This window comes from Parvibaculum sp. (assembly GCF_049651025.1).
Lineage (GTDB): Bacteria > Pseudomonadota > Alphaproteobacteria > Parvibaculales > Parvibaculaceae > Parvibaculum.
Genome location: NZ_JBASBH010000077.1, coordinates 19226 through 43052 on the forward strand (window position 1 = coordinate 19226; position 23827 = coordinate 43052).

Annotated in this window: 20 protein-coding genes; 5 read left to right on the forward strand and 15 right to left on the reverse strand. The window is 60.5% G+C overall.

Going from position 1 to position 23827, the window contains the following annotated elements; genetic code table 11:
• Positions 1-4: 4 nt before the first annotated feature.
• Both recN and ligA read left to right on the forward strand, forming a co-directional pair.
• On the forward strand, positions 5-1681 hold the full coding sequence (recN, locus tag WA943_RS10485; protein ID WP_424469819.1) for a DNA repair protein RecN: 1677 nt from the start codon (positions 5-7) through the stop codon (positions 1679-1681).
• Complete coding sequence (ligA, locus tag WA943_RS10490) at positions 1678-3795, forward strand: NAD-dependent DNA ligase LigA (protein WP_424469820.1); 2118 nt, start codon at positions 1678-1680, stop codon at positions 3793-3795. The genes recN and ligA overlap by 4 nt, the downstream gene beginning before the upstream one ends.
• A 129-nt stretch (positions 3796-3924) precedes the next feature.
• Here the strand turns inward: ligA and WA943_RS10495 are convergent, their stop codons facing one another.
• The 5 genes from WA943_RS10495 to WA943_RS10515 form a co-directional block, all read right to left on the reverse strand.
• Complete coding sequence (locus WA943_RS10495) at positions 3925-4461, reverse strand: hypothetical protein (protein WP_424469821.1); 537 nt, start codon at positions 4459-4461, stop codon at positions 3925-3927.
• Between the two features lie 150 nt (positions 4462-4611).
• Positions 4612-6420: an aminopeptidase P family protein gene (locus tag WA943_RS10500; RefSeq protein WP_424469822.1), complete on the reverse strand. Its 1809-nt coding sequence runs from the start codon at positions 6418-6420 to the stop codon at positions 4612-4614.
• A gap of 40 nt (positions 6421-6460) precedes the next feature.
• Positions 6461-7390, reverse strand: coding sequence for a 50S ribosomal protein L11 methyltransferase (locus WA943_RS10505; RefSeq protein WP_424469823.1), 930 nt, complete (start codon positions 7388-7390; stop codon positions 6461-6463).
• Positions 7391-7393: 3 nt separating this feature from the next.
• Positions 7394-9721 (reverse strand): ATP-dependent helicase, encoded by a 2328-nt coding sequence (locus WA943_RS10510; protein WP_424469824.1) that lies wholly within the window; start codon positions 9719-9721, stop codon positions 7394-7396.
• Between the two features lie 159 nt (positions 9722-9880).
• A complete protein-coding gene (locus tag WA943_RS10515; protein WP_424469825.1) occupies positions 9881-10372 on the reverse strand; it encodes a thioesterase family protein in 492 nt (163 codons plus the stop codon).
• An 80-nt stretch (positions 10373-10452) separates the two neighbouring features.
• Between WA943_RS10515 and WA943_RS10520 the strand changes: the two genes are divergently transcribed.
• On the forward strand, positions 10453-11847 hold the full coding sequence (locus WA943_RS10520; RefSeq protein ID WP_424469826.1) for an FAD-binding oxidoreductase: 1395 nt from the start codon (positions 10453-10455) through the stop codon (positions 11845-11847).
• 3 nt (positions 11848-11850) lie between these two features.
• Here WA943_RS10520 and WA943_RS10525 read toward each other — a convergent pair whose 3' ends face one another.
• A complete protein-coding gene (locus WA943_RS10525) occupies positions 11851-12531 on the reverse strand; it encodes a DUF1345 domain-containing protein (RefSeq protein ID WP_424469827.1) in 681 nt (226 codons plus the stop codon).
• Positions 12532-12638: 107 nt separating this feature from the next.
• On the opposite strand from WA943_RS10525, the gene WA943_RS10530 reads away from it, so the two are divergent.
• Complete coding sequence (locus WA943_RS10530) at positions 12639-12824, forward strand: CsbD family protein (protein ID WP_424469828.1); 186 nt, start codon at positions 12639-12641, stop codon at positions 12822-12824.
• Between the two features lie 56 nt (positions 12825-12880).
• Here the strand turns inward: WA943_RS10530 and WA943_RS10535 are convergent, their stop codons facing one another.
• From WA943_RS10535 to WA943_RS10555, 5 genes are all read right to left on the reverse strand, one after another.
• Positions 12881-14017: an ABC transporter permease gene (locus tag WA943_RS10535; RefSeq protein ID WP_424469867.1), complete on the reverse strand. Its 1137-nt coding sequence runs from the start codon at positions 14015-14017 to the stop codon at positions 12881-12883.
• Entirely contained in the window at positions 14017-14973 is a 957-nt protein-coding gene (locus tag WA943_RS10540) for an ABC transporter ATP-binding protein (RefSeq protein WP_424469829.1), read from the reverse strand. Before WA943_RS10540 ends, WA943_RS10535 begins: the two co-directional genes overlap by 1 nt.
• 4 nt (positions 14974-14977) lie before the next feature.
• A complete protein-coding gene (locus WA943_RS10545) occupies positions 14978-15940 on the reverse strand; it encodes an HlyD family secretion protein (RefSeq protein WP_424469830.1) in 963 nt (320 codons plus the stop codon).
• A 2-nt stretch (positions 15941-15942) separates the two neighbouring features.
• Complete coding sequence (locus WA943_RS10550; protein WP_424469831.1) at positions 15943-16575, reverse strand: TetR/AcrR family transcriptional regulator; 633 nt, start codon at positions 16573-16575, stop codon at positions 15943-15945.
• A 185-nt stretch (positions 16576-16760) separates the two neighbouring features.
• A complete protein-coding gene (locus tag WA943_RS10555) occupies positions 16761-17015 on the reverse strand; it encodes a DUF4169 family protein (protein WP_424469832.1) in 255 nt (84 codons plus the stop codon).
• A 152-nt stretch (positions 17016-17167) separates the two neighbouring features.
• Between WA943_RS10555 and WA943_RS10560 the strand changes: the two genes are divergently transcribed.
• A complete protein-coding gene (locus tag WA943_RS10560; protein ID WP_424469833.1) occupies positions 17168-20665 on the forward strand; it encodes an AsmA family protein in 3498 nt (1165 codons plus the stop codon).
• Here the strand turns inward: WA943_RS10560 and WA943_RS10565 are convergent, their stop codons facing one another.
• From WA943_RS10565 to WA943_RS10580, 4 genes are all read right to left on the reverse strand, one after another.
• Positions 20666-20896, reverse strand: a complete 231-nt coding sequence (locus WA943_RS10565) for a ribbon-helix-helix domain-containing protein (RefSeq protein ID WP_424469834.1) — start codon at positions 20894-20896, stop codon at positions 20666-20668.
• 113 nt (positions 20897-21009) lie between these two features.
• Complete coding sequence (fumC, locus tag WA943_RS10570) at positions 21010-22401, reverse strand: class II fumarate hydratase (protein ID WP_424469835.1); 1392 nt, start codon at positions 22399-22401, stop codon at positions 21010-21012.
• 140 nt (positions 22402-22541) lie between these two features.
• Complete coding sequence (locus WA943_RS10575; protein WP_424469836.1) at positions 22542-23009, reverse strand: SspB family protein; 468 nt, start codon at positions 23007-23009, stop codon at positions 22542-22544.
• Positions 23010-23108: 99 nt separating this feature from the next.
• Positions 23109-23810 (reverse strand): VIT1/CCC1 transporter family protein, encoded by a 702-nt coding sequence (locus WA943_RS10580; RefSeq protein ID WP_424469837.1) that lies wholly within the window; start codon positions 23808-23810, stop codon positions 23109-23111.
• Positions 23811-23827 lie beyond the last annotated feature (17 nt).

Genomic DNA, 23827 nt, shown 5'->3' on the forward strand with positions numbered 1-23827 from the left:
CCATATGCTCGCTGCGCTGTCGATCCGCGACATTGTACTCATCGATAGGCTCGAGCTTGCGCTCGCGTCCGGCCTCTGTGCGCTGACCGGCGAGACGGGCGCGGGTAAATCCATTCTTCTGGATGCGCTTGGGCTTGCCATCGGCGGTCGCGCCGATGCGGGGCTTGTCGGCCAGGCGGCGGAGCAGGGCAGCGTCACCGCTGTTTTCGATGTGCCGCTTGCGCATCCGGCCCGCGCCATTCTCAAGGAAAATGGGCTCGACGGTGAAGGCGACCTCATTCTTCGCCGTATTCAGGCGAAGGACGGGCGCACCCGCGCTTTCATCAACGATCAGCCTGTCAGCATCGGCTTGCTCCGCCAGATCGGCGACGAGCTCGTCGAAATCCACGGGCAGCATGATGAGCGCGGGCTGCTCGATGCGTCGGGTCATCGCGCGTTGCTCGATCTTTTTGGCGGGCTTGAGGGCAAGGCTCTCGATGTGCGCCGGCTTTGGGCTGCAGCCGCCGAAGCTCGAACTGCATTCACCGAACACGAAGCATTGCTTGCCCGAGCGCGCGCGGAGCAGGATTATTTGCGCCACGTCGTCGGTGAGCTTGATGAGCTTTCGCCGGAGCCGGGCGAAGAAACAAAGCTTGCCGAAGAGCGCATCCTGATGATGCATTCGGAGAAGATTGCTGCCGATCTCATCGAAGCGCAGGATGCGTTGGCCGGGAATGGCGGGCTCGAGGCGCGCCTTGCGCAGGCCATGCGGCGGCTTTCGCGCGCTGCCGAACAGGTGGGCGGGCGGCTCGATGCCTCGATTGCAGCGCTAGACCGGACGCTTGTCGAGGCCGCCGAGGCGCGCGATGAGCTGGCGCGGGCGACACGGGCACTGGAGTTCGATCCGCAGCGGCTCGAGCGCGCCGAGACGCGCCTCTTCGCGCTGAGGGCCGCAGCGCGCAAGCACAATGTCACCGTCGATAATCTCGCGGCGCTTGCGGACAAGTTCAGAAATGAACTCGCGGATATTGAAGGCGGCGAGGCAAAGCTCGCGGCATTGAAACAGACGGCTGATGAGGCGCGTGCTGCCTATCTCAAGGTTGCCGAAGCGCTTTCCGCATCGCGTATCAAGGCGGCAGCGAAGCTCGACCAGGAAGTGATGCGTGAGCTGAAGCCGCTGAAGCTCGACAAGGCGACGTTCAAGACATCGGTTGAGCAGTTGGCGCCGGAAAATGCCGGGCCGGACGGTCTCGACCGGGTTTCGTTTCTGATCTCGACCAATCCCGGCGCGCCGCTAGGCTCGCTCATCAAGATCGCTTCGGGCGGTGAGCTGTCGCGCTTTGTGCTGGCGCTCAAGGTGGCGCTTGCTTCGCAGGGCAGCGCGGCGACGCTTATTTTTGACGAGGTCGATGCCGGTGTCGGTGGCGCCGTGGCCGAGGCCGTTGGGCTTCGTCTTGCGGAATTGTCGAAAGTGGCGCAGGTACTGGTCGTCACGCATTCGCCGCAGGTGGCCGCGCGCGCGCAGCATCACTTGCGTATTTCCAAAAGCGAGAAAAAGGCGAAAGATGCGCGCGTCGCCACGCGTGTCGATGTTCTCGACGCGCCGGAGCGGCGTGAGGAAATTGCGCGCATGCTCGCCGGTGCAACCGTTACAGATGAAGCGCGCGCGGCTGCGGGAAAGTTGATCGGGAGCCAGTCGTGAGTAGCGTCGATAGTGACAAGCCGGTCGATCAGCTCACCTTCGAGGAAGCGGCGGAAGAGCTGGAGCGACTGGCGAGCGAAATCGCGCAGCACGACAAGCTCTATTATCAAAAAGATGCGCCCGTAATTTCCGATGCTGCTTATGACGCCATGCGGCGGCGCAATGACGAGATCGAAAAGCGCTACCCCGAGCTTGTCCGCGAGGACAGTCCGAACAAGCGTGTCGGTGCTGCGCCCGCAGATGCGTTCGGCAAGGTCGTGCATAAAGTACCGATGCTTTCGCTCTCCAATGCATTTGACGATGCCGATGTCGTCGAGTTCTGGAACCGGGTGCACCGTTTTCTCAATCTCAAGGGCGACGCCGAGCTCGCCGTGACGGCGGAGCCGAAAATCGACGGGCTTTCTGCCGCTCTCCGCTATGAGAATGGCCGCTTTGTTCAGGGCGCGACGCGCGGCGACGGGCGCGAAGGCGAGAACGTCACCGAAAATTTGCGGACGATCAAAGATATTCCGCATCAGCTCAAGGGCCGGAACCTGCCAGACGTGTTCGAGGTGCGCGGCGAGGTCTATATGAGCCATGCGGATTTCGCCGCGATCAACGAGCGTCAGGCAAAGGACGGAAAGCCGCTCTTTGCCAATCCGCGCAACGCCGCGGCGGGTTCACTGCGCCAGCTCGATCCGAAGATCACGGCGAGCAGGCCTTTAAGTTTCTTCGCCTATACATGGGGCGAAGCGAGCGAGATACCGGCCGACACGCAATCGGGCGTGATGGACCAGTTCCGAAAATGGGGCTTCCCGGTCAACCCGCTGTTTCGCGTCTGCAAGTCGATAGAGGAGTTGCTCGCCTTCTATCACGACGTCGAGGAAAAACGCGCGAGCCTCGGCTATGACATTGACGGCGTCGTTTACAAGGTGAACGGCTTCGATTTGCAAGACCGCCTCGGTTTTGTTTCGCGTTCGCCCCGCTGGGCTGTGGCACACAAGTTTCCAGCCGAACAGGCGATGACGGTTCTCGAAGACATCGACATTCAGGTTGGCCGTACCGGCGCGTTGACGCCTGTGGCGCGGCTGCATCCTGTAACCGTCGGCGGCGTCGTCGTCTCCAATGCAACGCTGCACAATGAAGACGAGATCGAGCGCAAGGACATTCACATTGGCGACACGGTGGTCGTGCAGCGCGCGGGCGATGTGATCCCGCAGATCGTGCGCGTCGTGCTTGAGAAACGCCCCAAGGGTGCGAAGCGCTTCAAATTTCCTGAACTCTGCCCCGCATGCGGTAGCCATGCGGTGCGCGAGGCCGATCCGAAGACGGGCAAGCTCGATGTCGTGCGCCGTTGCACGGGCGGCCTTATATGCCCGGCGCAGGCGGTCGAGCGGCTTCGCCATTTCGTCTCGCGCAATGCGTTCGATATTGAAGGTCTTGGCGAGAAACAGATCGCGGCGTTTTACGCCGACGGCCTCATCAAGCAGCCGGGCGATATTTTCACGCTGGAAGCGCGTGACGCAGACAGTCTGAAGAAGCTGAAAAACCGCGAAGGCTGGGGCGATACATCGGCGAAGAAGCTTTTTGCCGCAATCAATGAGCGCCGCACAATCGATCTCGACCGTTTCATCTTCGGCCTCGGCATACGTCATGTCGGCGAGACAAATGCGCGGCTGCTTGCACGAAGCTATATCACGCTTCAGCATTTCACCGAAGAGATGGAGAAGGCGGCCGATCACGACAGCGATGCCTATCGCGATCTGCTGTCGATCGATGGTGTCGGCGATGTGCTTGCCGAAGCGCTCATCGATTTTTTCGCTGAGGAGCACAATCGCGAGGTTCTGAAGTCGCTTGAAGAGGCGGGCGTCAAAGCTGTGCCACTCCCCGCGCAAGAAACCTCGTCGCCGGTTGCAGGAAAGACGGTCGTCTTTACCGGCTCGCTGGAACGCATGACGCGCGCTGAGGCGAAAGCGCGTGCGGAGCATCTCGGCGCGAAGGTTGCGGGCAGCGTTTCGGCCAAGACCGATATTCTGGTTGCGGGCGCTGACGCAGGCTCAAAACTCGCCAAGGCTGCGGCGCTTGGCGTCAAGGTCATCTCGGAAGATGAATGGATCGAGATGGCGGGTGGCTGAGGCGGTGCCTTTCTACATCCGTCATGCGCGGGCTTGGCCCGAGTATCCACGTCTTCAGTGCGGCGCAGAAGTAAAGAAAGACGTGGATGGCCGGGTCAAGCCCGGCCATGACGATTGGAAGGCTCGGAGTTATTTCTTGAGCTTGTGCAGTTTCTCGAGAACCTGCCGCGCCGACGGTGAGTCCAGCTCGTCGAGCAGCTCTGACCCGGTGACCCAGGTGACGTAGTTCAGTTTGCCGTCGAGATAGAAGACGTAGTCCATGCCTGCGAGCAGTGGAATGGAGCAATTGCCCGGACCGAATGCCGGGCTCTTGACCTTGTTGCCGGCCGGTAGCTTACCCTTGATCACCTCGATAGGGCGGAACGTACCCTGGATCACTCCCATCCGATTGTTTTCGTTAGGAGCGTCGATCTCCTCAACCTTGGTTAGGTGGGCGACCACGACAGTGGCGGCGTCGGAAAACAAATCTTCGGGTCTCCTCTGGGCGCTTGGATCGACAGAGCAGGCTAATGCGTTGGTGGCGCAGGTTAACAAGAACAGTCCCAGACAACACACCAGCCGATGGCCCACTTCATTCTCCTCGTTTGAGTTGTCTCTTTCAAACACCAGTAAATATCCGCCTACAAAGAACTTAAACGCGGCAAAGCAATCATGAAAGCGGTGCATTGGCGCTCGGCTAGTGGCGCGCGGGTGAGCGAGGCCTCTCTATACCCGTCATGCGCGGGCTTGGCCCGCGTATCCACATCTTCAGCGCGGCGCAGACGTAAAGAAAGACGTGGATGGCCGGGTCAAGCCCGGCCATGACGATTGGGGAAATCAGATCGCCCGCGTTGCGTCTCTCAACCATGCGACCGTCGCCTCGTCGAGGCCCGGCGTCAGCGCTTCGCGCACGCGCGCGTGATAGGCGTTGAGCCATTCGACTTCTTCAGCCGTCAGAAGGGTTTTCTCGACGCAGGCAAGGTCGATGGGGGCGAGCGTCAATGTTTCGAAGCCGAGCATCGGGCGTTCGCCGCCTTCGATCATGGCGGCGGGCGTCACGACCAGCAGGTTTTCGATGCGAATGCCGTAAGCGCCCGTTTTGTAATAACCGGGCTCGTTCGAAATGATCATGCCGGGTTTCAGTGGCACGGAACCGAGCTTTGAGATGCGCTGCGGGCCCTCATGCACCGAAAGGTACGAGCCGACGCCGTGGCCTGTTCCGTGATCGTAGTCGAGACCGGCTTTCCACAGCGCCATGCGCGCCAATGCGTCGAGTTGCGAGCCGGAGGTGCCATCGGGAAAGCGCGCGGTCGCGATGCCGATATGGCCCTTCAAGACGCGGGTGAAGCGGTCGCGCTGTTCGGCGTTGGCCGTGCCGATGGCGACGGTGCGCGTCACGTCGGTCGTACCGTCGAGATATTGCGCGCCGGAATCGACGAGGAAAAGCTCGCCGGGTTGCAACGGCTGGTTCGTGCCCTGCGTCACGCGGTAATGGACGATGGCGCCGTTTGCGCCTGCGCCTGAGATTGTGTCGAAGCTCAGATCCTTTAATTCGCCGGTATCGGCGCGAAAGGCTTCGAGTTTCTTCGAGGCCGTGATTTCGTCCACGCCCCCTTTGGGCGCTGTCGTGCCGAGCCAGGCGAGGAAGCGCGTCAGCGCGCGGCCATCGCGCAGATGGGCGGCACGTGTGCCGTCGATTTCCGCGGCATTCTTGCAAGCCTTGGGCAACTCGCAAGGGTCGGTGCCGCGCCTCACCGTTGCGCCTACCGCCTTCAAGCGATCATTGATCCATGAAGCGCAAGTCGCCGGATCGATGAGGACGGTTTTTTTCTGTGTGCCCAGTTCATCGAGAGCAGAAGCAAGGTCGCTGCTCGGTCGGATGCTGACGACATTGCCGAGATGCGCACGCGCTTCGGGGCCTACTTTGCGTTCATCGATGAACAGTTCCGCATGTCCATCGGCATGGAGCAGCGCGAAGGAGAGGGGCAGGGGCGTGTGGCCGACATCTTGCCCGCGAATATTGAAAGCCCAGGCGATTGAATCCGGCATGGTGAGCATGGCGGCGTCAGCACCATCCAGCGAAGCGGAAACGCGCTTCAGCTTTTGCGATGAGGCTTCGCCCGCATATTGCAGGCCGTGGGGGTGAATGGGTGCCGATGGCGGCGGTGGCTGATCCGCCCAGACGGCATCCAGCGGATTGCTCTCGACGGGAACGAGTGTGCCGCCTGCCTTTTCTGCCGCTGCCTTGTAACGCGCGACGGCGTCGACCGTGTGCAGCCACGGGTCGTAGGCAAGCTTTGCGCTCTTGGGCAGATTTTCTTCGATCCAGCGTGCGGGCGGTTCTTCAATCAGGTGTCTGGGTTCGAAGACGTCGATATCCGTCTGTGTACGGACCTGCAGCGTGTAGCGTCCGTCGATAAAGATCGCGGCCTTGTCGAGCAGAACGATGGCAAGTCCCGCCGAACCTGAAAATCCGGTGAGCCAGCGCAGCCGTTCGGCATGGGGCGGCACATATTCGCCCTGATGCTCATCGGCGCGGGGGATCAGAAAGCCGTCAAGCCCGCGCTGCCTCAGCTCATCGCGGAGGCGTTTGGCGCGTTCGGCACCGAGGGCGGGATTGGCTGTGTCGTCATAGGTCTGGAACATGGGTCTAATATGGCGTTGGCGTTGGAGCAGTGCAACCGAGCTAACCGTCGATACGGAGCGTTACCCAGTCGCCCATGGGCTTTCGGGCGCGCAGAAAGAGGCCTTTTGCCCGAAGCGCGCTTGTGACCATGGCTTCCTGGTCCTGCAGAAGTCCGGACAGGATCAGCGTGCCACCGGGTTTCAAGTGCGCACGGAAGGCTGGTGCGAGCGAGACGAGCGGCCGGGCGAGGATATTTGCGACAATGAGGTCATAAGGCGCGCGGACACGGAGCAGAGGGTGGCTGAAGCCCTTGGCCGTCACGGCTCTGAGGAATGGCGCCACGCCGTTTTCGTGCGCGTTCTCGACCGTGACGCGGACGGCGACGGGATCTATGTCGGAGGCGAGCACATTGCAGCGGGCGAGCTTGGCAATGGCGATGGCGAGTACGCCTGTGCCGGTGCCGACATCAAGCGCGTTGATGCGCACACCGGGGCGCACGATTTCGGAGATGAATTCGAGGCAGCCGGTCGTGGTTTCGTGGTGGCCGGTGCCGAATGCCTGTCCGGCGTCGACAAGCAGCGGGATGACGCCTGCGGGCACCTTGTCCGCATCGTGGCTGCCGTAAACGAAGAAGCGGCCGGCACGCACGGGATCAAGGCCTTCGAGCGAGCGCGCCACCCAGTCGATCTCCGGCACGGGTTCGATAGTGAACTCCGAAATTGCCTCACCCGTTTCTTTCTCCAGCGGGGAGAGCAGCGCGCGCAGCGTTTCCGCTTCCGGTTCCTCGGCATAAAGAGCTTCGACACGCCAGGTGCCATGCGCTTCGACCTCGTTCCAGTCGGAGGCCGTTTTCATCAGATGAGCGACGCCGTCATTGGCTTCGCTCGTCATCACCGAGAGAGGTTCGGGTGTGAAGGTGGTTTCGAGCGCTTCGGAAAAAGCCTCCGCCACGAAATAGGGCACGACGAAGGAGGCTTTCCACAGACTCATGGTTCAATGCCGCTCAAGAAAGCTGTCGATGACTTTTTTACGGCCCGCCTTGTCGAAATCCACGGTGAGTTTATTGCCGTCGATTTCCTTCACTGCGCCATAGCCGAATTTCTGATGGAAGACGCGCTCGCCCATGCGATAGCTCGCGGCGGCGGGATCGCTCGTCGCGACGAGATCGCCGTGAACTTCGGCGCTTGGCGGGCGGACTTTCGATGTCGTCTGTGTGTTTGCCTGCGCACGTTTCCAGCCGGGGCTTGAATAGCTGCTGCCTTGCGCAAAATCCTGCGCGAAGCGGCTCGGCGCATAATTTTGATAGCTGCCCGCGCTCATCGCGCTTTCGGTCACTTCAACATGGTCTTTGGGAATTTCGTCGATGAAGCGCGACGGAATGGCGCTCTGCCACAGCGCATGAATGCGCCGGTTCGCGGCAAAGGAAATGTGGGCGTTCTTGCGCGCGCGCGTGATGCCGACATAGGCAAGGCGGCGCTCTTCCTCCAACCCTGCGACGCCGCTCTGATCGAGCGAGCGCTGGTGAGGGAAAAGCCCTTCTTCCCAGCCGGGCAGAAACACGGTGTCGAATTCAAGCCCCTTGGCGCTGTGCAGCGTCATCAGGTTCACCTTGTCGCCGGAATCCTGCGACTCGATTTCCATGACAAGCGAGATGTGTTCGAGATAACCGGCAAGGTTTTCGAAATGCTCCATCGAGCGCACGAGTTCCTTGAGATTGTCGAGCTTGCCGGGCGCATCCGCCGATTTGTCGTTCTGCCACATCTCGGTATAGCCGCTCTCATCGAGAATGATTTCGGCAAGTTCCGTATGTGGCATGCCGGGCACCAGCGAACGCCAGCGTTCCACCATCTCGACAAAGCCCGTCAACGCGCGGCGCGGTGCGGGTTTCAGCTCTTCGGTCGTGATAATTTCCCGTGAGGCGCGCATCAGCGATACGCCGCGTGAGCGGGCGAGCTTGTGGATCGTCTGCAGGGCAACGTCGCCGAGGCCGCGACGCGGCTTGTTGACGATGCGCTCAAAGGCAAGATCGTCGTCGCCTTGCGCGACAAGGCGCAGATAGGCATTTGCGTCGCGGATTTCGGCGCGCTCGTAAAAGCGCGGGCCGCCGACGACGCGGTAGGGCAGGCCGAGATTGATGAAGCGGTCTTCAAACTCGCGCATCTGGAACGAGGCGCGCACGAGGATCGAAATTTCGTGGAGCATGTGCCCCTTGCGCTGCAACTGCTCGATCTCTTCGGCAATGGCGCGTGCTTCTTCCTCGCCGTCCCAGTAGCTAGAAACCTTGACCTTCTCGCCCTCATTCATCTCGGTCCAGAGCGTCTTGCCGAGGCGCTGTTCGTTCGAGGCGATGAGGCCGGAGGCGGCGCCGAGGATATGCGGCGTCGAGCGGTAGTTACGTTCAAGGCGCACGACCTTTGCGCCGGGGAAATCCTTCTCGAAGCGCAGGATGTTATCGACCTCTGCGCCGCGCCAGCCATAGATCGACTGGTCGTCGTCGCCGACGCAGCAGATATTCTTATTTTTCTGGGCGAGCAGCCGCAGCCAGAGATATTGCGCGACGTTGGTGTCCTGATACTCGTCGACCAGCATATATTTGAAGCGGTCCTGATAGTCGGCGAGGATTTCGGGGTGTTCCTGAAAGATGCGCAGCGTTTCGAGCAAAAGATCGCCGAAATCGACGGCGTTCAGCACCTTCATCCGTGCCTGATAGGCCGCATAGAGTTCGCCGCCCTTGCCATTGGCGAAGGCATGGGCTTCGCCCGCGGGCACCTTGTCCGGCGTCAGGCCGCGATTTTTCCAGCCGTCGATATATGTCGCGAGTTGTCGCGCGGGCCAGCGCTTCTCGTCGATGTTCTCAGCCGCGATCAACTGCTTCATCAGTCGCACCTGATCGTCGGCGTCGAGAATGGTGAAGTCGGAGCGCAGCCCGGCAAGTTCGGCATGGCGGCGGAGCATCTTCGCGCCGATCGCATGGAAGGTGCCGAGCCATTGCATGCCTTCGACAACGCCGCCGATGAGGCGACCGATACGCTCCTTCATCTCGCGCGCGGCCTTGTTCGTGAAGGTCACGACGAGGATCTGGTTCGGCCAGGCGCGGCGTGTGGCAAGCAGATGAGCAAGCCGCGTCGTCAGCACGCGGGTTTTGCCTGTTCCCGCACCTGCCAGCACCAGCACGGGGCCGTCCAGAGCTTCGACTGCTTCGCGCTGCGCCTCGTTCAAGCCTTCGAGGTAGGGTGCGCGCATGCCCGCGATCGCCGCAGCGCTGGTCGTGCGCGCGGTGTCTTCTTCGGGGATCGCCCCAAGATCGAATGGGTCGCTCATGCGGGTACTTACGTTGGGAAGCTTGATTCCAGGGAATATAGCATGCTGCCGGCGCCTGATGCGGCGCCGCATTCATATTGCTTCACTATATGGAGGCCTGAATTCAGGCTCGCAAGCCCGGATCGGGCGGCGCCGGCTCTCGCCCGGTCAAAGAACGGCCTATTCCGCCGCCTTCCGCCTGATGCCGATGACGCGGCCTGCCTGATCGGGTCTTGGCATGCCCTTGTGAGCTTCCATCATCCTCGCGATTTTCGTCTGAATCGCATCGGGAAAGGGGGCGGCGCGGCGTGATTTCATGTCGACATGCACGCACATCTGCTCCGACGTGGCGGCGAGATAGCCTTTTTCGGCGTGGTACATATGGCCGAAGATGTGAATGCGTTTCGCGTCCCAGTCGAGCAATTGATAGGTGATGCGGACGGGATCGCCTTCCTTCAATTCGTCCAGATAGCAGACATGCACTTCGGCGGTGAAGCACGAGCCGTCGCCCGCCTGCGTATAGTCCCAGCCGATGCCGAGTTCGCTGAAGGCCCTGTCGAGCGATTCATCGAATAGCAGATGGTAATAGGCCATGTTCATGTGACCGTTGAGGTCCACCCACGCGGCTTCAACCTTGCGCAGCGGACATTCGACGGGTTTCAGGTTCGTCATTGCAGGCGCTCTCCCGTTAGCTTTGCTTTTCAGCCATGCTAGTTTAGCGGGAGCGAAGTTCAAAGAGCGGGACGGCGGCCATGAGCAAGGCAAGCGCACAGGCGAGCGGGCAGAGTGAGGCTCTTGCCGAATTGTTGGCGCTTCTCGGCGACAGGCTGACGACGTCTCTGCCGATCCGCGAAGCGCATGGCCGCGATGAGTCCTGGCATCCCGTTATCGCGCCGGACGCGGTGGCCTTTGCGACCTCGACCGAAGATGTTGCGGCGATCATTCGTATTTGCGCGCGCCATCGTTTCCCGGTCATTCCATTTGGAAGGGGAACGTCGCTTGAGGGGCATATCTCCGCGCCACATGGCGGCTTGTCGCTCGATCTCTCGCGCATGAACAGGATCATCGAGGTTCATGCGGATGATCTTGACGTGCATCTCGAGGCGGGCGTGACGCGCAAGGCACTCAACATTCATTTGCGCGATATGGGGCTGTTCTTTCCGATCGATCCCGGTGCCGATGCGAGCCTTGGCGGCATGGCGGCCACGCGTGCATCGGGCACAAATGCCGTGCGTTACGGCACCATGCGCGAGAATGTATTGAACATTACTGCCGTGATGGCAGACGGGCGGATCGTTCGCACGGCGCGCCGCGCGCGCAAATCGTCGGCGGGCTACGATCTCACCCGGCTGCTCGTCGGCTCGGAAGGCACGCTCGGAGTCATCACGGAATTGACGCTGCGGCTCTACGGCATTCCCGAGGCGATCTCGTCGGGCGTCGTCTCGTTCCCGAATTTCGAGAGCGCGATCGATGCCGTGATCGTGACAATCCAGTCCGGCCTGCCGATGGCGCGGATCGAGTTTCTTGATGAGGTGCAGGTGGCGGCCTGCAATCGCTATTCGAAACTTTCGCTGCCGGAGACGCCTTTGCTGCTCGTCGAGTTTCACGGCAGCGAGGCCTCTGTGGCCGAGCAGGCGGAGCGTTTCGGCGCTATTGCCGCCGAGTATGGCGGCGGTGGTTTCGAATGGGCGACGAAGCCGGAAGATCGCACGCGGCTCTGGGAGGCGCGGCACAATGCGCTTTATGCCTCGCTGGCGCTTCAGCCCGGCAAGAAGGGGCTTATCACCGATGTATGCGTGCCGATTTCGCGGCTTGCAGAAGCGATCAAGGGCACGAAGGAAGATCTTGCGAAGTCTTCGCTTGTAGCGCCGATGGTCGGGCATGTCGGCGACGGCAATTTCCATCTCATCATGCTGATCGACCCGGAGAAGCCGGAAGAGGTTGCGGAAGCAAAGCGTATTCACGACCGCATGGTGGCGCGCGTTCTCTCGCTTGATGGAACCTGCACGGGCGAACATGGTATCGGCGAAGGCAAGATCAAGTTTCTCGAGGCTGAGCATGGCGAGGGCATTGCCGTCATGCGTGCGATCAAGCAGGCGCTCGATCCGCTGAATATTCTCAATCCCGGCAAGATGTTTTCCGCCTGAGCGCTAGTGGCTGACGGCGACATTCACGGCCAGCGCCAGAAGAACCGTATTGTAGAAAAATGAGATGACGCTATGGGCGAGCGTCATCTTGCGCATGCCTGCGTCGCTGACCTCGACGTCCGATACCTGCGCCGTCATGCCGACGACGAATGAGTAGTAAAGGAAATCCCATGATCCGGGCTCTTGCGTCGCTGGAAAATCCAGTCCGCGCGCGTCCGCTCGTTTTTCCGCGCCGGCTTGCGGCATGTAATAGAGATGCGCGTAGTGCGACGCCATGACGGTGTGGAATGTGAACCAGCCGAGCGGAACGCCGCAGAGCGAGAGAATGAGCAGCAACGGGTCTGGCGTTCCATCGCTGCGAAGCATGGTGAAAATCGCGCCGAGGCTAAGCGAAACGGCGGTCAGGGTTATGAGGGCAATGATGGCGATGCCTTCATCCTCGAAGTCCGACCTTTTGCGCATGCGCTCAGGCGTCAGGTGCGTCAGGAAAATTCCGGTAACGATGAGATAGACCAGAAAGAAGGTATCGCCCGCGATGACGAAACGAAGCGGGCCTTGAACGATATCGCCGCTTGCGAACCAGGCGAGCACGCCGATTACCGCCGAAATATAGAAGCGGGCGTGATGGCGTGCATGTTTTTCAAATGCGTTCAGGCTGAAGCTCCATCGGTTAACGCGGATCAATCCAGTTCGAATATTCCTACGCTCACGCACTCATTCGTTCGGCTTTTTCCAGGTTCATGCGTTTGACTCCTGAGGACTGAGCTCAGCCTAACATAGGAGTACGGATTATGGATAAGGACCGGATCGAAGGCGCGGCGAAGCAGGCCAAAGGCGCGATGAAGGAAGCTGCCGGGAAAATCACCGGCGACGCCAAACTCAAGGCTGAAGGCAAACTCGACAAGGCCGAAGGCAAGGTGCAGAACGCTTATGGCGCCGCGAAGGATGCGGCGCGTGACGCGACGCATCGCCGCTAAAATCTGTTCCTCGCAGATATCTGGGCCGTCGCGTATAGCGGCGGCCCGTTTTCTGTTCAGTCGAGCGTCTGGCGATAGCGGTTCAATGCAAGCACCGTTGCCGCGATGAAGAAAATCGCCAAAGCGCCCACATCCATTGCGATGTCGCCTGCGCCGTTTCCTTTCAGTAGAACGCCGCGAGTGATACGCAGGAAATGCGTCAGCGGCAGGATCTCGCCGATCCATTGCGCCCAGACCGGCATGCCGCGAAACGGAAACATGAAGCCTGACAGCAATATTGAAGGCAGAAAGAAAAAGACCGCCATCTGCACGGCCTGAAGCTGATTTCGCGCTAGCGTCGAAAATGTGAAGCCGACGGCGAGGTTCGCGGCGACGAAGAGCAGCAGGACGGTGGAAAGAAGAGTGAGGCTTCCGACCATGGGCACGTCGAAGAGCCAGCGCGCGGCGGCGAGGATAAGCGCAGTCTGAATATATCCGACGACGATATAGGGAAATATTTTTCCCATCATCACTTCGAGCGGGCGCGCGGGCATGGTGAGGAGATTTTCCATGGTGCCGCGCTCGATTTCGCGTGTGACGGCAAGGGCAGTGAACATCACCATGGTCAGCGTCAGAATGACGCCGAGGATGCCGGGCACGATGTTATATTGCGTGCGGCCTTCGGGATTGTAGCGCTGATGGGTCACGAGCTGAAACGGCGGATTGCTCTGGCGCAGCGTTGCGAGAGGTCCGGTCAGGTCGTGGTTCAAGGCGCGGCCCGCCAGAATGTTGACTGCCGCAATCGCGTTTCCGGTCGCGGCCGGGTCCGTCGCGTCGGCGTCGAGAAGCAGGGCAGGCATTGCGCCGCGTATGAGATCGCGTGAGAAGTTTGGTGGAATCTCGATGACGAATTGCACGTCGCCGCGCGACAGCAGGCTTTCGGCTTCTGCTGCGGTTTCCGCGCGTTTGACGATCTGGAAATAGTCGCTGTTTTCGAGCGCGGCCAGAAAGCTTCGCGTGAAGGTCGATTGATCCTGATCGAAGACGGCGGCGGGCAAATGCTTCGGATCGGAATTTATCGCATATCCGAAAAGCAGAAGCTGCAATATGGGCACGCCGAGCATCATGGCGAAGGTCAGTCGGTCGCGGCGCATCTGGATGAATTCCTTGCGCATCAACGCGCCCAGCCGCGCGAAATTGAAGCGATCGCCCATCATTGGTAATTGTCCGGCGCGTGTTTCATCATCAGGATGAAAACATCTTCCAGTGTAGGTTCGTCTTCCCGCCAGACGAGGTCCGTCTCGTTGCGATAAGGCGCAATGGCGCGCACGAGCGCTTCGCGGTCGGCGCCGCTGACATGGAGGATCGTGCCGAAGGGCGCCACGATGTCGACGCCGTGGCGGCCTGCAAGATCGCGCGCGAGACGGTGAATGAGTTTCTGCGACGATGCCGAGACTGTGTATGTCTTCAGGCCGGATTGCGCGATGACCTCTTCGGCCGTGCCGCGCGCAAGCAGGCGGCCATATGCCAGATAGCAAATTTTGTGGCAGCGTTCCGCCTCGTCCATGTAATGCGTGCTGACGAGAACGGTGAGGCCGCCATCTGCAAGTTCGTGGATTTCATCCCAGAATTCACGACGCGCTTTCGGATCGACGCCTGCGGTCGGCTCGTCAAGCAGCAGAAGTTTCGGCTTGTGCATGATGCAGGAGGCGAGAGCGAGCCGCTGTTTCCAGCCGCCTGACAATGTGCCTGCAAGCTGATCCGCGCGACCCGTCAATTTGAGCTTCTCGATTGCGCCTTCGACAGCCTCGCCGCGATGGTCGAGTTGATAGATGCGGGCGATGAAGTCGAGGTTTTCGCGAATGCTCAGGTCTTCGTAAAGGCTGAACCTCTGCGTCATGTAGCCGACTTCGCGTTTTATGCGCGGGCTCTCGGTCAGTATATTGTAGCCAAGGCATGTGCCGTGGCCGGAATCGGGCGTCAGCAGGCCGCAGAGAAGGCGGATCGTCGTCGTCTTGCCGCTGCCATTCGGCCCGAGGAAGCCATAGATTTCACCTCTGGCCACCTGCATGTCGACATTGTCGACGACCTTCTTGCCCGCGAAAGATTTGGTCAGCCCTTCAACGTCGATGACGAGATCCGTGTCGAGTTGATGAGCGGGCGCGGTCATTGCTCTATTTCGCCGCCTCGATCAACGTCACGCGAACGGGCTGCCCGGGATGCAACACTTCCGGCGAAGCATCGGGCCAGGCTTCCGCCATGTAGACGAGTTTCGCTTTTGTTTTTTCGCTGTAGATGACGGGCGGTGTGAATTCGGCATCTGTCGAGATAAAGCGAATGGTGCCAACGAGGTCGGCGGCGCATGCATCGCAGGCGAGCGTCACTTTATCGCCGGTATGAACGCGACCGAGTTCCGGTTCTGGAATGAAGAAGCGCACCTTGATGTTGGCGGGTGGCAATACGGAGACAACGGGTTGGCTCGGGCCGGCGAATTCACCGACACGGAAAAATACATCCGCCACTGTGCCTCCTTGCGGCGCGTGGCCTTCGCGGCGTGCAAGGCGCCAGTCGGCTTGCGCAAGGGCTGCTTCTGCTGCTTTCGTACCCGCTTCGGCGGCTGCGATCTGATCTTGCCGCGCGGCGAGCTTGCCGGTTGTCAGGCGGGCGTCGAGTTCGCGCACGGAACCTGCCGCCGCATCGCGCGTTGCCTGTGCCGCATCGAGCGCTGCCCTGGATATATTTCCCCTCGCATAGAGCGCGCGTGTGCGGGCGAGATCGAGTTGGGATTTTTGCAGCGTGGCCGCAGCGCTCGCACGGGCCGCTACGATCTGCTCCAGCTCAGGTGCGCGCAAGCCCTTCAGCAGGTCTTCATATTGCGCCTTGGCTTGTGCGTATTGCGCCGCCGCCTGTTCATGCGCGGCGACTTCCGCCGTTTGCTCAAGCTGGAAGAGGAGCGCGCCATCTTCAATCCTGTCGCCGCGCTTCACCGGTATCGCGTCGATAATGCCGCCATCGATCGGGGCGACGCGCACATATTCGCCCTCGGCATATCCCTGATATATGCCTTCATCCCGGCCGTCGCAGGCGGCAAGAAGAAGCGCGGTCACGCCTATGAACAAGAGGGAGTGGAGGCGCATGATCACGCCTCCTTGCTCGCGGCGAGACCGCGCAAGACGAAGTCGAGATGGCTGGGTAGAAATCTTTCCGGTTCGAGTTCGGGCAGGGGGCCGAAGACCTGCGTCGCAAGCGCGTTCATCAATAAAGGGAAGATGACGCTTTGCGCCGTTGCTATGGCATCGCATTGGCGGAATTCTCCGAGCTTGATGCCACGCTCGATGATGCGGGCGATGGCGTTCAGCCCGCGGAAAGCGATTTCCGTGCGATAGAATTCCGCGATGTCGGGAAAGTTTCCGGCTTCGGAAATGACGACTTTCAGGATCGGGCGCATTTCCTGCGAGCCGACGATGGCGCTTGCCTGATTGTAGAGCGCCCGCAAAAGCTCGGTCGCGGAACCGCCGAATTCGTCGATCAAGGATTCAATGATGCCGACGCGCGGGCTCGCAACGTCGCGCACAATCGCCTTGAAGAGATCGGCCTTGCTATCGAAATAGAGGTAGATAGTCGCCTTGCTCACGCCTGCCGCGTCGGCCACGTCTTCAAGCCGCGTGGTGGCGAAACCCCGCTCCGAAAAGAGCTGAAGCGCCGCCGCCATGATCTCGGCGGGGCGGGCTTCCTTGCGGCGTTGGCGTCCGGGTTTCGTTGCGCTGCGCATCGGGGAAACTTCAGTTAATAACTGACCGGTCAGTAAGTTAGGCGCAAGATCAGGCGCCAGCAAGCGGTTTTTTGGGGGAGAGGTGACGATGCCAGACGGGCAGGGCGGAGCTGCCAGCGCTGTCCTTGCCGCGATCAGTCATTAACGCTTGATAAAACGTAGGCTGACTAATTCGGCACTAATGGCTACTCGGCGGGCTCTTCCGGCTTGCGCCCATCGGGCTCGGTGGCGGGCGTTTCGCGGCGCAATCCCTCATGGGCCTTGGCATTTCGTTCGGCAAGGGTACGTGCGAGTTTCTTCTCCACGCCGCTGCGGCCGAAGCGAACGCGGTTCGCGGCGGCTTGAGCCTCTTTCTCCTTCCGATCGCGCTGTTTTTTCTCATCGCGCGATATTTTCCGGAATCTTGAGAAATTTACTATATTTCCGCTATCCGAAACCATAATTTGCCCGCAAATCGGCGGCAGCTTGCCGCAAGGTGCTCGCTTGGTGCGTCTTGGGCGAGAATAGGCCAAAGACGAGTAACAAGAAACCGCTGGCAAATGGAGCTCTCACAAGGAGGGTTCCGCTTGCTCCAGGGGGCGGAGACAGATTTTTGAACACGGTTCTCTCTTACATTGCGGGTCTGGTTGCAGTGCTGCTGATTGCGGCGCTTGTCGGCCCGACGTTTGTCGACTGGAACCGTTTTCGCGGCGAATTCGAGACGCAGGGACAGAAGCTCACGGGCCGCGAGGTGAAAATCGGCGGCGACATCAGCTTCGTCATTCTTCCCGCGCCGCATCTGACAATGAATGACGTGTCGCTCGCCAATGTCGCGAACGGCGACAATGCCGACTTTGTCCGTATCGGTCAGGTCGATGCCGAAGTAGCGCTGGCGCCTCTGCTCAGCGGCGCCATCAGCGTTTCGAGCGTCAAGGTAACGCGGCCGCAAATCCATCTCGAAATCGCGGCGAACGGGCATAATAACTGGCGCGATCTCGTTGCCGCTGCGCCGATGCATGAAGAGGGGCTGTTCGGCCTGTCGTCGGTCAGTCTTGAGAAGGCGACGTTTGAAGAAGGCACGATCACCTTTGTCGATCACAGGTCGAAGCGTAACTGGCGCGTCGAGCATCTCAATGGCGATGTCATCGCGACATCTCTTGTCGGCCCCATTCGCGCTGAGTTGTCGTTGCAGACCAACAACATTCCTATTGCTGTGCGGATCGCGCTCGGCAATTTCAGCGGCAACAAGGCCTTTCCGATTACCGCTGAAGTGCAGAGCCTGAAGGCGCCGGCGAAATTATTGTTCTCGGGTATCTCGACGGGATTTTCGTCCGACGCGCGGGTCGATGGTACGGCGAGCCTTGAGCTTGGCAACACCAAGGCGACGGAAGGCGAGAAGGCACGGGCGCCGCTGCGCATCGAAGCGGGCGTGGTGTCGAACGGCGAAACCGCCACATTCCGCAATCTCATCGTCGCGATGGCCGGAACGACATTGAAGGGCGAAGGGCGGGCGAGTTGGCGCTCAAGGCCCACAGCTTCCATTCAGCTTTCAGGTGAAGCGCTGACGCTTGACCCATTGATCGATCGCCTCGCCGATTTTGCTGCGGGGGGCAAAGTGCCATTCGGCGGGCTCGTGAACATTCCGACGCCTGGCTGGATCGACGCCAAGGCGAATGTGAAAGTTGCCGGGCTTTTGATACGTGACGTTCTCGTCAAGGATGCTGTGCTCGACGTGGCGCTCGACAATGGCGAGTTGGCGATCACACGGGCGCGCGGTGACATTGCAGGCGGAACGAATTTCGAATTGAGCGGTGCGCTTGTGGGCGGCGAGACGCCGCGCTTTGATGGCAAGGTCGCGGCTGAAAGCGCGAACCTTGCGGCGCTTGCCCGCTGGCTCGACACATTGCGCGCGGAGCCTGTCGCTCACGATGCGCCGACGCCTTCAGCCGAGACGACGGCAAGCAAGGAGCCGCGCAGACCGTTTGCCGTCTCGTCGCGCGTCAGCCTCACCTCGGAGCGTCTCGACTTTGCAGATATTGCCGCTGCTTATGCAACATCGCCTGAGCCAGCGGATCTTCGCGGCAATGTTTCTTTCACGTCGCAAGGCGAGCGGCCCTTGCTGACGGCAAGCCTCACGGCGAAGACATTCACTCTCGATCCATTGCGCGCGCTCTGGCCTGCGGGCGGGACGAAGCCGTGGGCGCTTCTCGACACCTATGATGTCGACATCGTTGCGACAGCCGATCGCTTGACGATAGACGGCAATGAGGTGGGCGGCCTCGATGTATCTGCCGGTGCGATGCAGGGAACGCTCGATTTGCGCCGTTTCAACGCGACGGATTTTGCAGGCGCCAAAGTGGCATTCGCGGGCACGCTTTCGGGCGTGTCGGAAGGAAAGCTCGATGCGCTGCAGGGCAAGATCAATGGCGAGATTGCGGCAGAGAAGACGGATGGGTTGCTGAAGCTCTTTGACGTGAAGGCATCGGGTCTTTCCGGCCCGGCGCAACTCACGGTCGATTTTGCTTCGGGGCAGGCGGTCGACAGCGAAGCGAAGCTCGATACGCTTGCGGTAAAAGGCACGCTTGGCGACAGCCGCGTCGATGCGGTGCTGAAACGCGGGCGCGCGTCTGACGGAAGCATCAATCGGGTCGATCTCATCGCCAATGCGTCGAGCGCCGATGGCCGCGCCTTGTTCCGTCAATTGGGCTTCGACGCGAGCGACGGTTTGAAAGGCGCAGGCAGCGCCTCTCTGCAACTCAGCGGGCCGAGCGCCAAGCCTTATGGCACGACGCTGCGGGTCAATGTCGGCGAGGGCACGTTCACCGCGAAGGGGCAGACGAGCGATCCGCTTGGCGAGCGCGTATTTACCGGCCATGCCGATATTTCCGCGTCGAACGTAAATGCCGTTCTCGCGGCTCTCGGTGCGCCGAAATATGTTGCCGATTTTGCGACGGCGCAGGCATCCGGGCCGAGTTTCGTTCTCTCCGCCGATGTCAGATCGCAGCCGCATGTGCTGGCGTTCAACAGCATCGAGATCGTCACGGGCAATATGCATATCTCGGGCGAGGCGAGCTATGCGGATGCGGCGGAGGGGAAGCTCCCGCAATTGACCGGCAAGCTTGAAGCCAATGCGCTTGATCTGACGCCGATCTTTGCAACGGCGAAAGACGCGCAGACCACATGGCCGACTGCGGCGCTCGACTGGTCGGCGCTCGGTCTTTTTGAAGGCAATGTCGCGCTCAAGGTCGGCACGCTGAGCATTGGCAGCATCAAATTCAGCGACGCCGATATGCAGCTTGCGCTCGCAAACAGCGTCCTCTCGGTTTCGCCTTTCGCTGCGAAATTTGCAGATGGCAAGGCGGCGATGTCTGCGCGGATTGAAGGCGGCAAAGCCGGAGAGCCGGGCATCGGGCTGACCTTCGGCGTCGAGAATGCCGATATTGCCGCTGCTGGCACGCAAGCATTCGGCTCGTCGTTTGGAACGGGCAGGGCGACGATCAATGCGCAGTTTGAGGCGCAGGGCCGAAGCTGGCTGGCGTTGGTCTCGTCGGTCAATGGCTCGGGCACGATCAAGACGAAGGATGCCGCATTCGCGCCGCTCGATGTGGCTGGCTATTCCGACGCGTTGAAGGCGCTGAAGCTTGTCGACGGGCTGTCGGGCTTGTCGAGCCAGACGCTGCAAAAGGGAGCGACGCCGGTTACGGGTATCGACGGCGATTTTGCGATGAAAGACGGCGTCGTCAATTTGAAGCGCGATGAGTTGTCGCTCAAAGGCGGCAAGGCGAAGCTCGCCGCCATGTTCGATTTGCCGCGTCTTGCCGCCGATAGCGAACTTGACGTCAAACTCACCGATCCGGCAGATGCGCCGGGCTTTTCCAATGTTGCTGCGGGCAAGGTTGGCAAGATCGAACGGCGCGTGGACACGATGGCGCTTCAGCAATTCGTCTCGAAGCGGATACTTGCGCAAAACGCAGAGGCCGCGGGCGTGAATTTCATCCCGAAGGAATTGCGCAATCTGATCGGGCTGTCGGACGACAAGGTCAAGGGCCCGGCGATTGCCGGCATTCCTCTGCCGATGCTGCGTCCGGTGCAGAACGCAGTCGTTCAATAATCAGATGCAGACGGCGCTCTTGTTCTTGAAGTGAGCGAGAATATAGACGCGCACCGCGCCGGAAAGATTGCCTTCGCTGTCGCGCCCTTCGTCGATGCGGCGAACAAGTTCGTTCACGGATATATCTTCCGAACAGGCAATTTCCTTCAGCGCATCCCAGAAGGGCCGCTCAAGCGAGATGCTGGTGCGGTGGCCGGAGATGGTGACGGAGCGTTTGATCTCTGCGGGCATGGCAATCCAATTGTGCTGTCACCCCGGGTTTATCCCGGGGTCCAGAGCCGCGAATTCAGCCTATGCCGCCCCTGGATCCCGGGACAAGCCCGGGATGACAGAGAAAGGCTGGATTACTCCGGTGCGATCATCTTTTCGGGCCGCACGACCGCGTCGAATTCTTCGTTTGTCACATAGCCGCCGCCGACGGCTTCCTCGCGGAGTGTCGTGCCGTTCTTGTGCGCGGTCTTGGCGATTTTGGCGGCATTGTCATAGCCGATCTTCGGCGCGAGTGCGGTGACGAGCATCAGCGAGCGCTCGAGAGCAGCCTTGATATTGTCTTCGCGTGCTTCGATGCCGACGACGCAATTCTCGGTGAAGGAGACAGCCGCATCCGCCATCAGGCGCACGCTTTGCAGGAAGTTGTAAGCCATGACGGGGTTGTAGACGTTCAACTCGAAATGGCCCTGGCTGTCTGCAAATGTCAGCGTCGTGTTGTTGCCGAAAATCTGCACGCAGACCTGCGTCATCGCCTCGCACTGGGTCGGGTTCACCTTGCCCGGCATGATCGACGAGCCTGGCTCGTTCTCGGGCAGCGACAATTCGCCAAGGCCCGAACGCGGGCCCGAACCGAGGAAGCGGATGTCGTTTGCGATCTTGAAGAGCGAGGCGGCAACCGTATTGATGGCGCCATGGCTGAAAACCATTGCGTCATGAGCGGCGAGCGCTTCGAACTTGTTCGGCGCGGTGGTGAAGGGCAGATGCGTGATCGAGGCGATGCGTTCGGCCACCATTTCAGCAAAGCCGACCGGTGCGTTGAGGCCGGTGCCGACTGCGGTGCCGCCTTGGGCGAGCTCCATCAGTGCGGGCAGGGTCTGCTCGATACGGGCGATGCCGTTTTCGATCTGCTTGGTGTAGCCGGAAAATTCCTGGCCGAGCGTCAGCGGCGTCGCATCCTGTGTGTGGGTACGACCGATCTTGATGATCTTCGACCACTGGTTCGCCTTGTCGTTCAGCGCATTGCGCAACATCTGGAGCGCGGGAATGAGGCGGTGGTGGATTTCTTCCGCGCAGGCGACATGCATGGCGGTCGGAAAAGTGTCATTCGACGACTGGCTCATATTGACGTGATCGTTGGGGTGGACGGGCTTCTTGGAGCCCATCTCGCCGCCGAGCATTTCAATGGCGCGGTTCGAGATCACTTCATTGGCGTTCATGTTCGACTGCGTGCCGGAACCCGTCTGCCAGACGACAAGCGGGAAATGCTCGTCGAGCTTGCCTTCGATCACTTCCTGCGCGGCCTTGACGATGGTTCCGCCGATCGTCTTGTCGAGGCGGCCAAGGGCCATGTTGGTTTCGGCAGCTGCGCGCTTCACGATGCCGAGTGCGCGGACCACGGGGGCGGGCTGCTTTTCCCAGCCGATCTTGAAATTGCCAAGCGAACGCTGCGCCTGCGCGCCCCAATATTTATCGGAAGCCACTTCAATTGGGCCGAAAGTATCGGTTTCCGTACGGGTCTTCGTCATCGCTCGCGCTCCCAATGGGTAGTTTCGTTGGGCGCTGATTTAGCACGAGGGAGGGCGGGGGCCAAGGATGAGGAGGCGGTGCTTCGATAAAGGCGCCAAGCCCGACCGTGACGCGTGGGCAACTGAATATGCGGTTGCGGCTATTTCTTGCGGAACGCGTCGAGGCTGACCACCGCAGCATCGCCCTGCGGCAGAGCGGGTGCTTCTTCCTTCGTCGCAACGGCCTTCGGCGCTTCCGCCGCGCCTTCCGGCTTGCTCACTTCGAACTGAAGGCCGAACTGGACGCTCGGATCGAAGAAGGCGTGGACCGCCGAATAGGGGACGACGAGTTTTTCGGGAATCTTGTTGAAGGTCAGATCGACCGAGAATCCATCGTCGCGCACATCGAGATTCCAGAACTGATGCTGGAGGACGATGGTCATTTCCTCGGGATATTGCTTGCGCAATTTCTCGGACACTTCGACGCCGGGCGCATCGGTGCGGAAGGAGATGTAGAAGTGATGCTCGCCGGGCAGACCTTTTTTCAGCGCGACATCGAGCGCGCGACGTATGACGCCGCGCAGGGCTTCCTGTGCCATCACGTCATAATGCATCTGGTCTTCGGCCAAGGTTCAGTACTCCTTACGGGTCGTCGAATGTGGTCCGGGGATTCAATCAGCCTTTTGGGTCGCGGTCCATATGCCGTTGCCGCTTATCTGCAACTGCGATCAGATAGATGTTCCAACGACAGCACCTATGCCCGCCGTCAACGCCATGGCGAGCGCGCCCCAGAAGGTGACCCGAAAAGTTGCCTTCCAGACATTCGCGCCGCCCGCCTGCGCGCCGATCGCACCGAGCAGCGCAAGGAATGCAAGAGACGCAATCGAAACCACAGGAACGAGCGCGGATTGCGGAGCTATAAGAACCATCGCGAGCGGCAGCGCTGCGCCAACGGCGAAGGTTGCAGCGGAGGTTAGCGCGGCCTGAATGGGGCGCGCCGTTGTAATTTCTGAAATGCCAAGTTCATCATGTGCATGCGCGCCGAGCGCATCCTTTGCCATCAACTGATCGGCAACCTGATGCGCAAGTCCGAGATCGAGTCCGCGTTTCACGTAAATCTGTGCAAGTTCCTCGCGCTCGAAAGCAGGCTGGCTCACGAGTTCCTTTTGCTCGCGCGCGAGATCGGCCTGTTCCGTATCGGACTGCGAACTGACGGAAACATATTCGCCTGCCGCCATGGACATGGCCCCGGCCACCAGTCCGGCAATGCCGGTAATCAGGACGCTCGCGCTGCTGGCCGAAGCTGCCGCAACACCGACGATCAAGCTCGCCGTTGAAACGATTCCGTCATTGGCGCCGAGCACTGCTGCACGCAGCCAACCGATACGCGCAACCAGATGTTTCTCGGGGTGGACATGAAGACGTGTCACGCGATTTCCTCAAGTTG

Excerpts from the sequence above, each read along its gene's own strand:
- WA943_RS10510 (WP_424469824.1), bottom strand. The coding sequence starts at position 9,721 with ATGAGCGACCCATTCGATCTTGGGGCGATCCCCGAAGAAGACACCGCG.
- WA943_RS10550 (WP_424469831.1), bottom strand. The coding sequence starts at position 16,575 with ATGCGCAGCGCAACGAAACCCGGACGCCAACGCCGCAAGGAAGCCCGC.
- WA943_RS10555 (WP_424469832.1), bottom strand. The coding sequence starts at position 17,015 with ATGGTTTCGGATAGCGGAAATATAGTAAATTTCTCAAGATTCCGGAAA.
- WA943_RS10545 (WP_424469830.1), bottom strand. The coding sequence starts at position 15,940 with ATGCGCCTCCACTCCCTCTTGTTCATAGGCGTGACCGCGCTTCTTCTT.
- WA943_RS10535 (WP_424469867.1), bottom strand. The coding sequence starts at position 14,017 with ATGGGCGATCGCTTCAATTTCGCGCGGCTGGGCGCGTTGATGCGCAAG.
- WA943_RS10540 (WP_424469829.1), bottom strand. The coding sequence starts at position 14,973 with ATGACCGCGCCCGCTCATCAACTCGACACGGATCTCGTCATCGACGTT.
- WA943_RS10515 (WP_424469825.1), bottom strand. The coding sequence starts at position 10,372 with ATGACGAACCTGAAACCCGTCGAATGTCCGCTGCGCAAGGTTGAAGCC.
- WA943_RS10530 (WP_424469828.1), top strand. The coding sequence starts at position 12,639 with ATGGATAAGGACCGGATCGAAGGCGCGGCGAAGCAGGCCAAAGGCGCG.
- WA943_RS10495 (WP_424469821.1), bottom strand. The coding sequence starts at position 4,461 with ATGCACCGCTTTCATGATTGCTTTGCCGCGTTTAAGTTCTTTGTAGGC.
- WA943_RS10500 (WP_424469822.1), bottom strand. The coding sequence starts at position 6,420 with ATGTTCCAGACCTATGACGACACAGCCAATCCCGCCCTCGGTGCCGAA.
- WA943_RS10520 (WP_424469826.1), top strand. The coding sequence starts at position 10,453 with ATGAGCAAGGCAAGCGCACAGGCGAGCGGGCAGAGTGAGGCTCTTGCC.
- WA943_RS10565 (WP_424469834.1), bottom strand. The coding sequence starts at position 20,896 with ATGCCCGCAGAGATCAAACGCTCCGTCACCATCTCCGGCCACCGCACC.
- fumC (WP_424469835.1), bottom strand. The coding sequence starts at position 22,401 with ATGACGAAGACCCGTACGGAAACCGATACTTTCGGCCCAATTGAAGTG.
- WA943_RS10505 (WP_424469823.1), bottom strand. The coding sequence starts at position 7,390 with ATGAGTCTGTGGAAAGCCTCCTTCGTCGTGCCCTATTTCGTGGCGGAG.
- recN (WP_424469819.1), top strand. The coding sequence starts at position 5 with ATGCTCGCTGCGCTGTCGATCCGCGACATTGTACTCATCGATAGGCTC.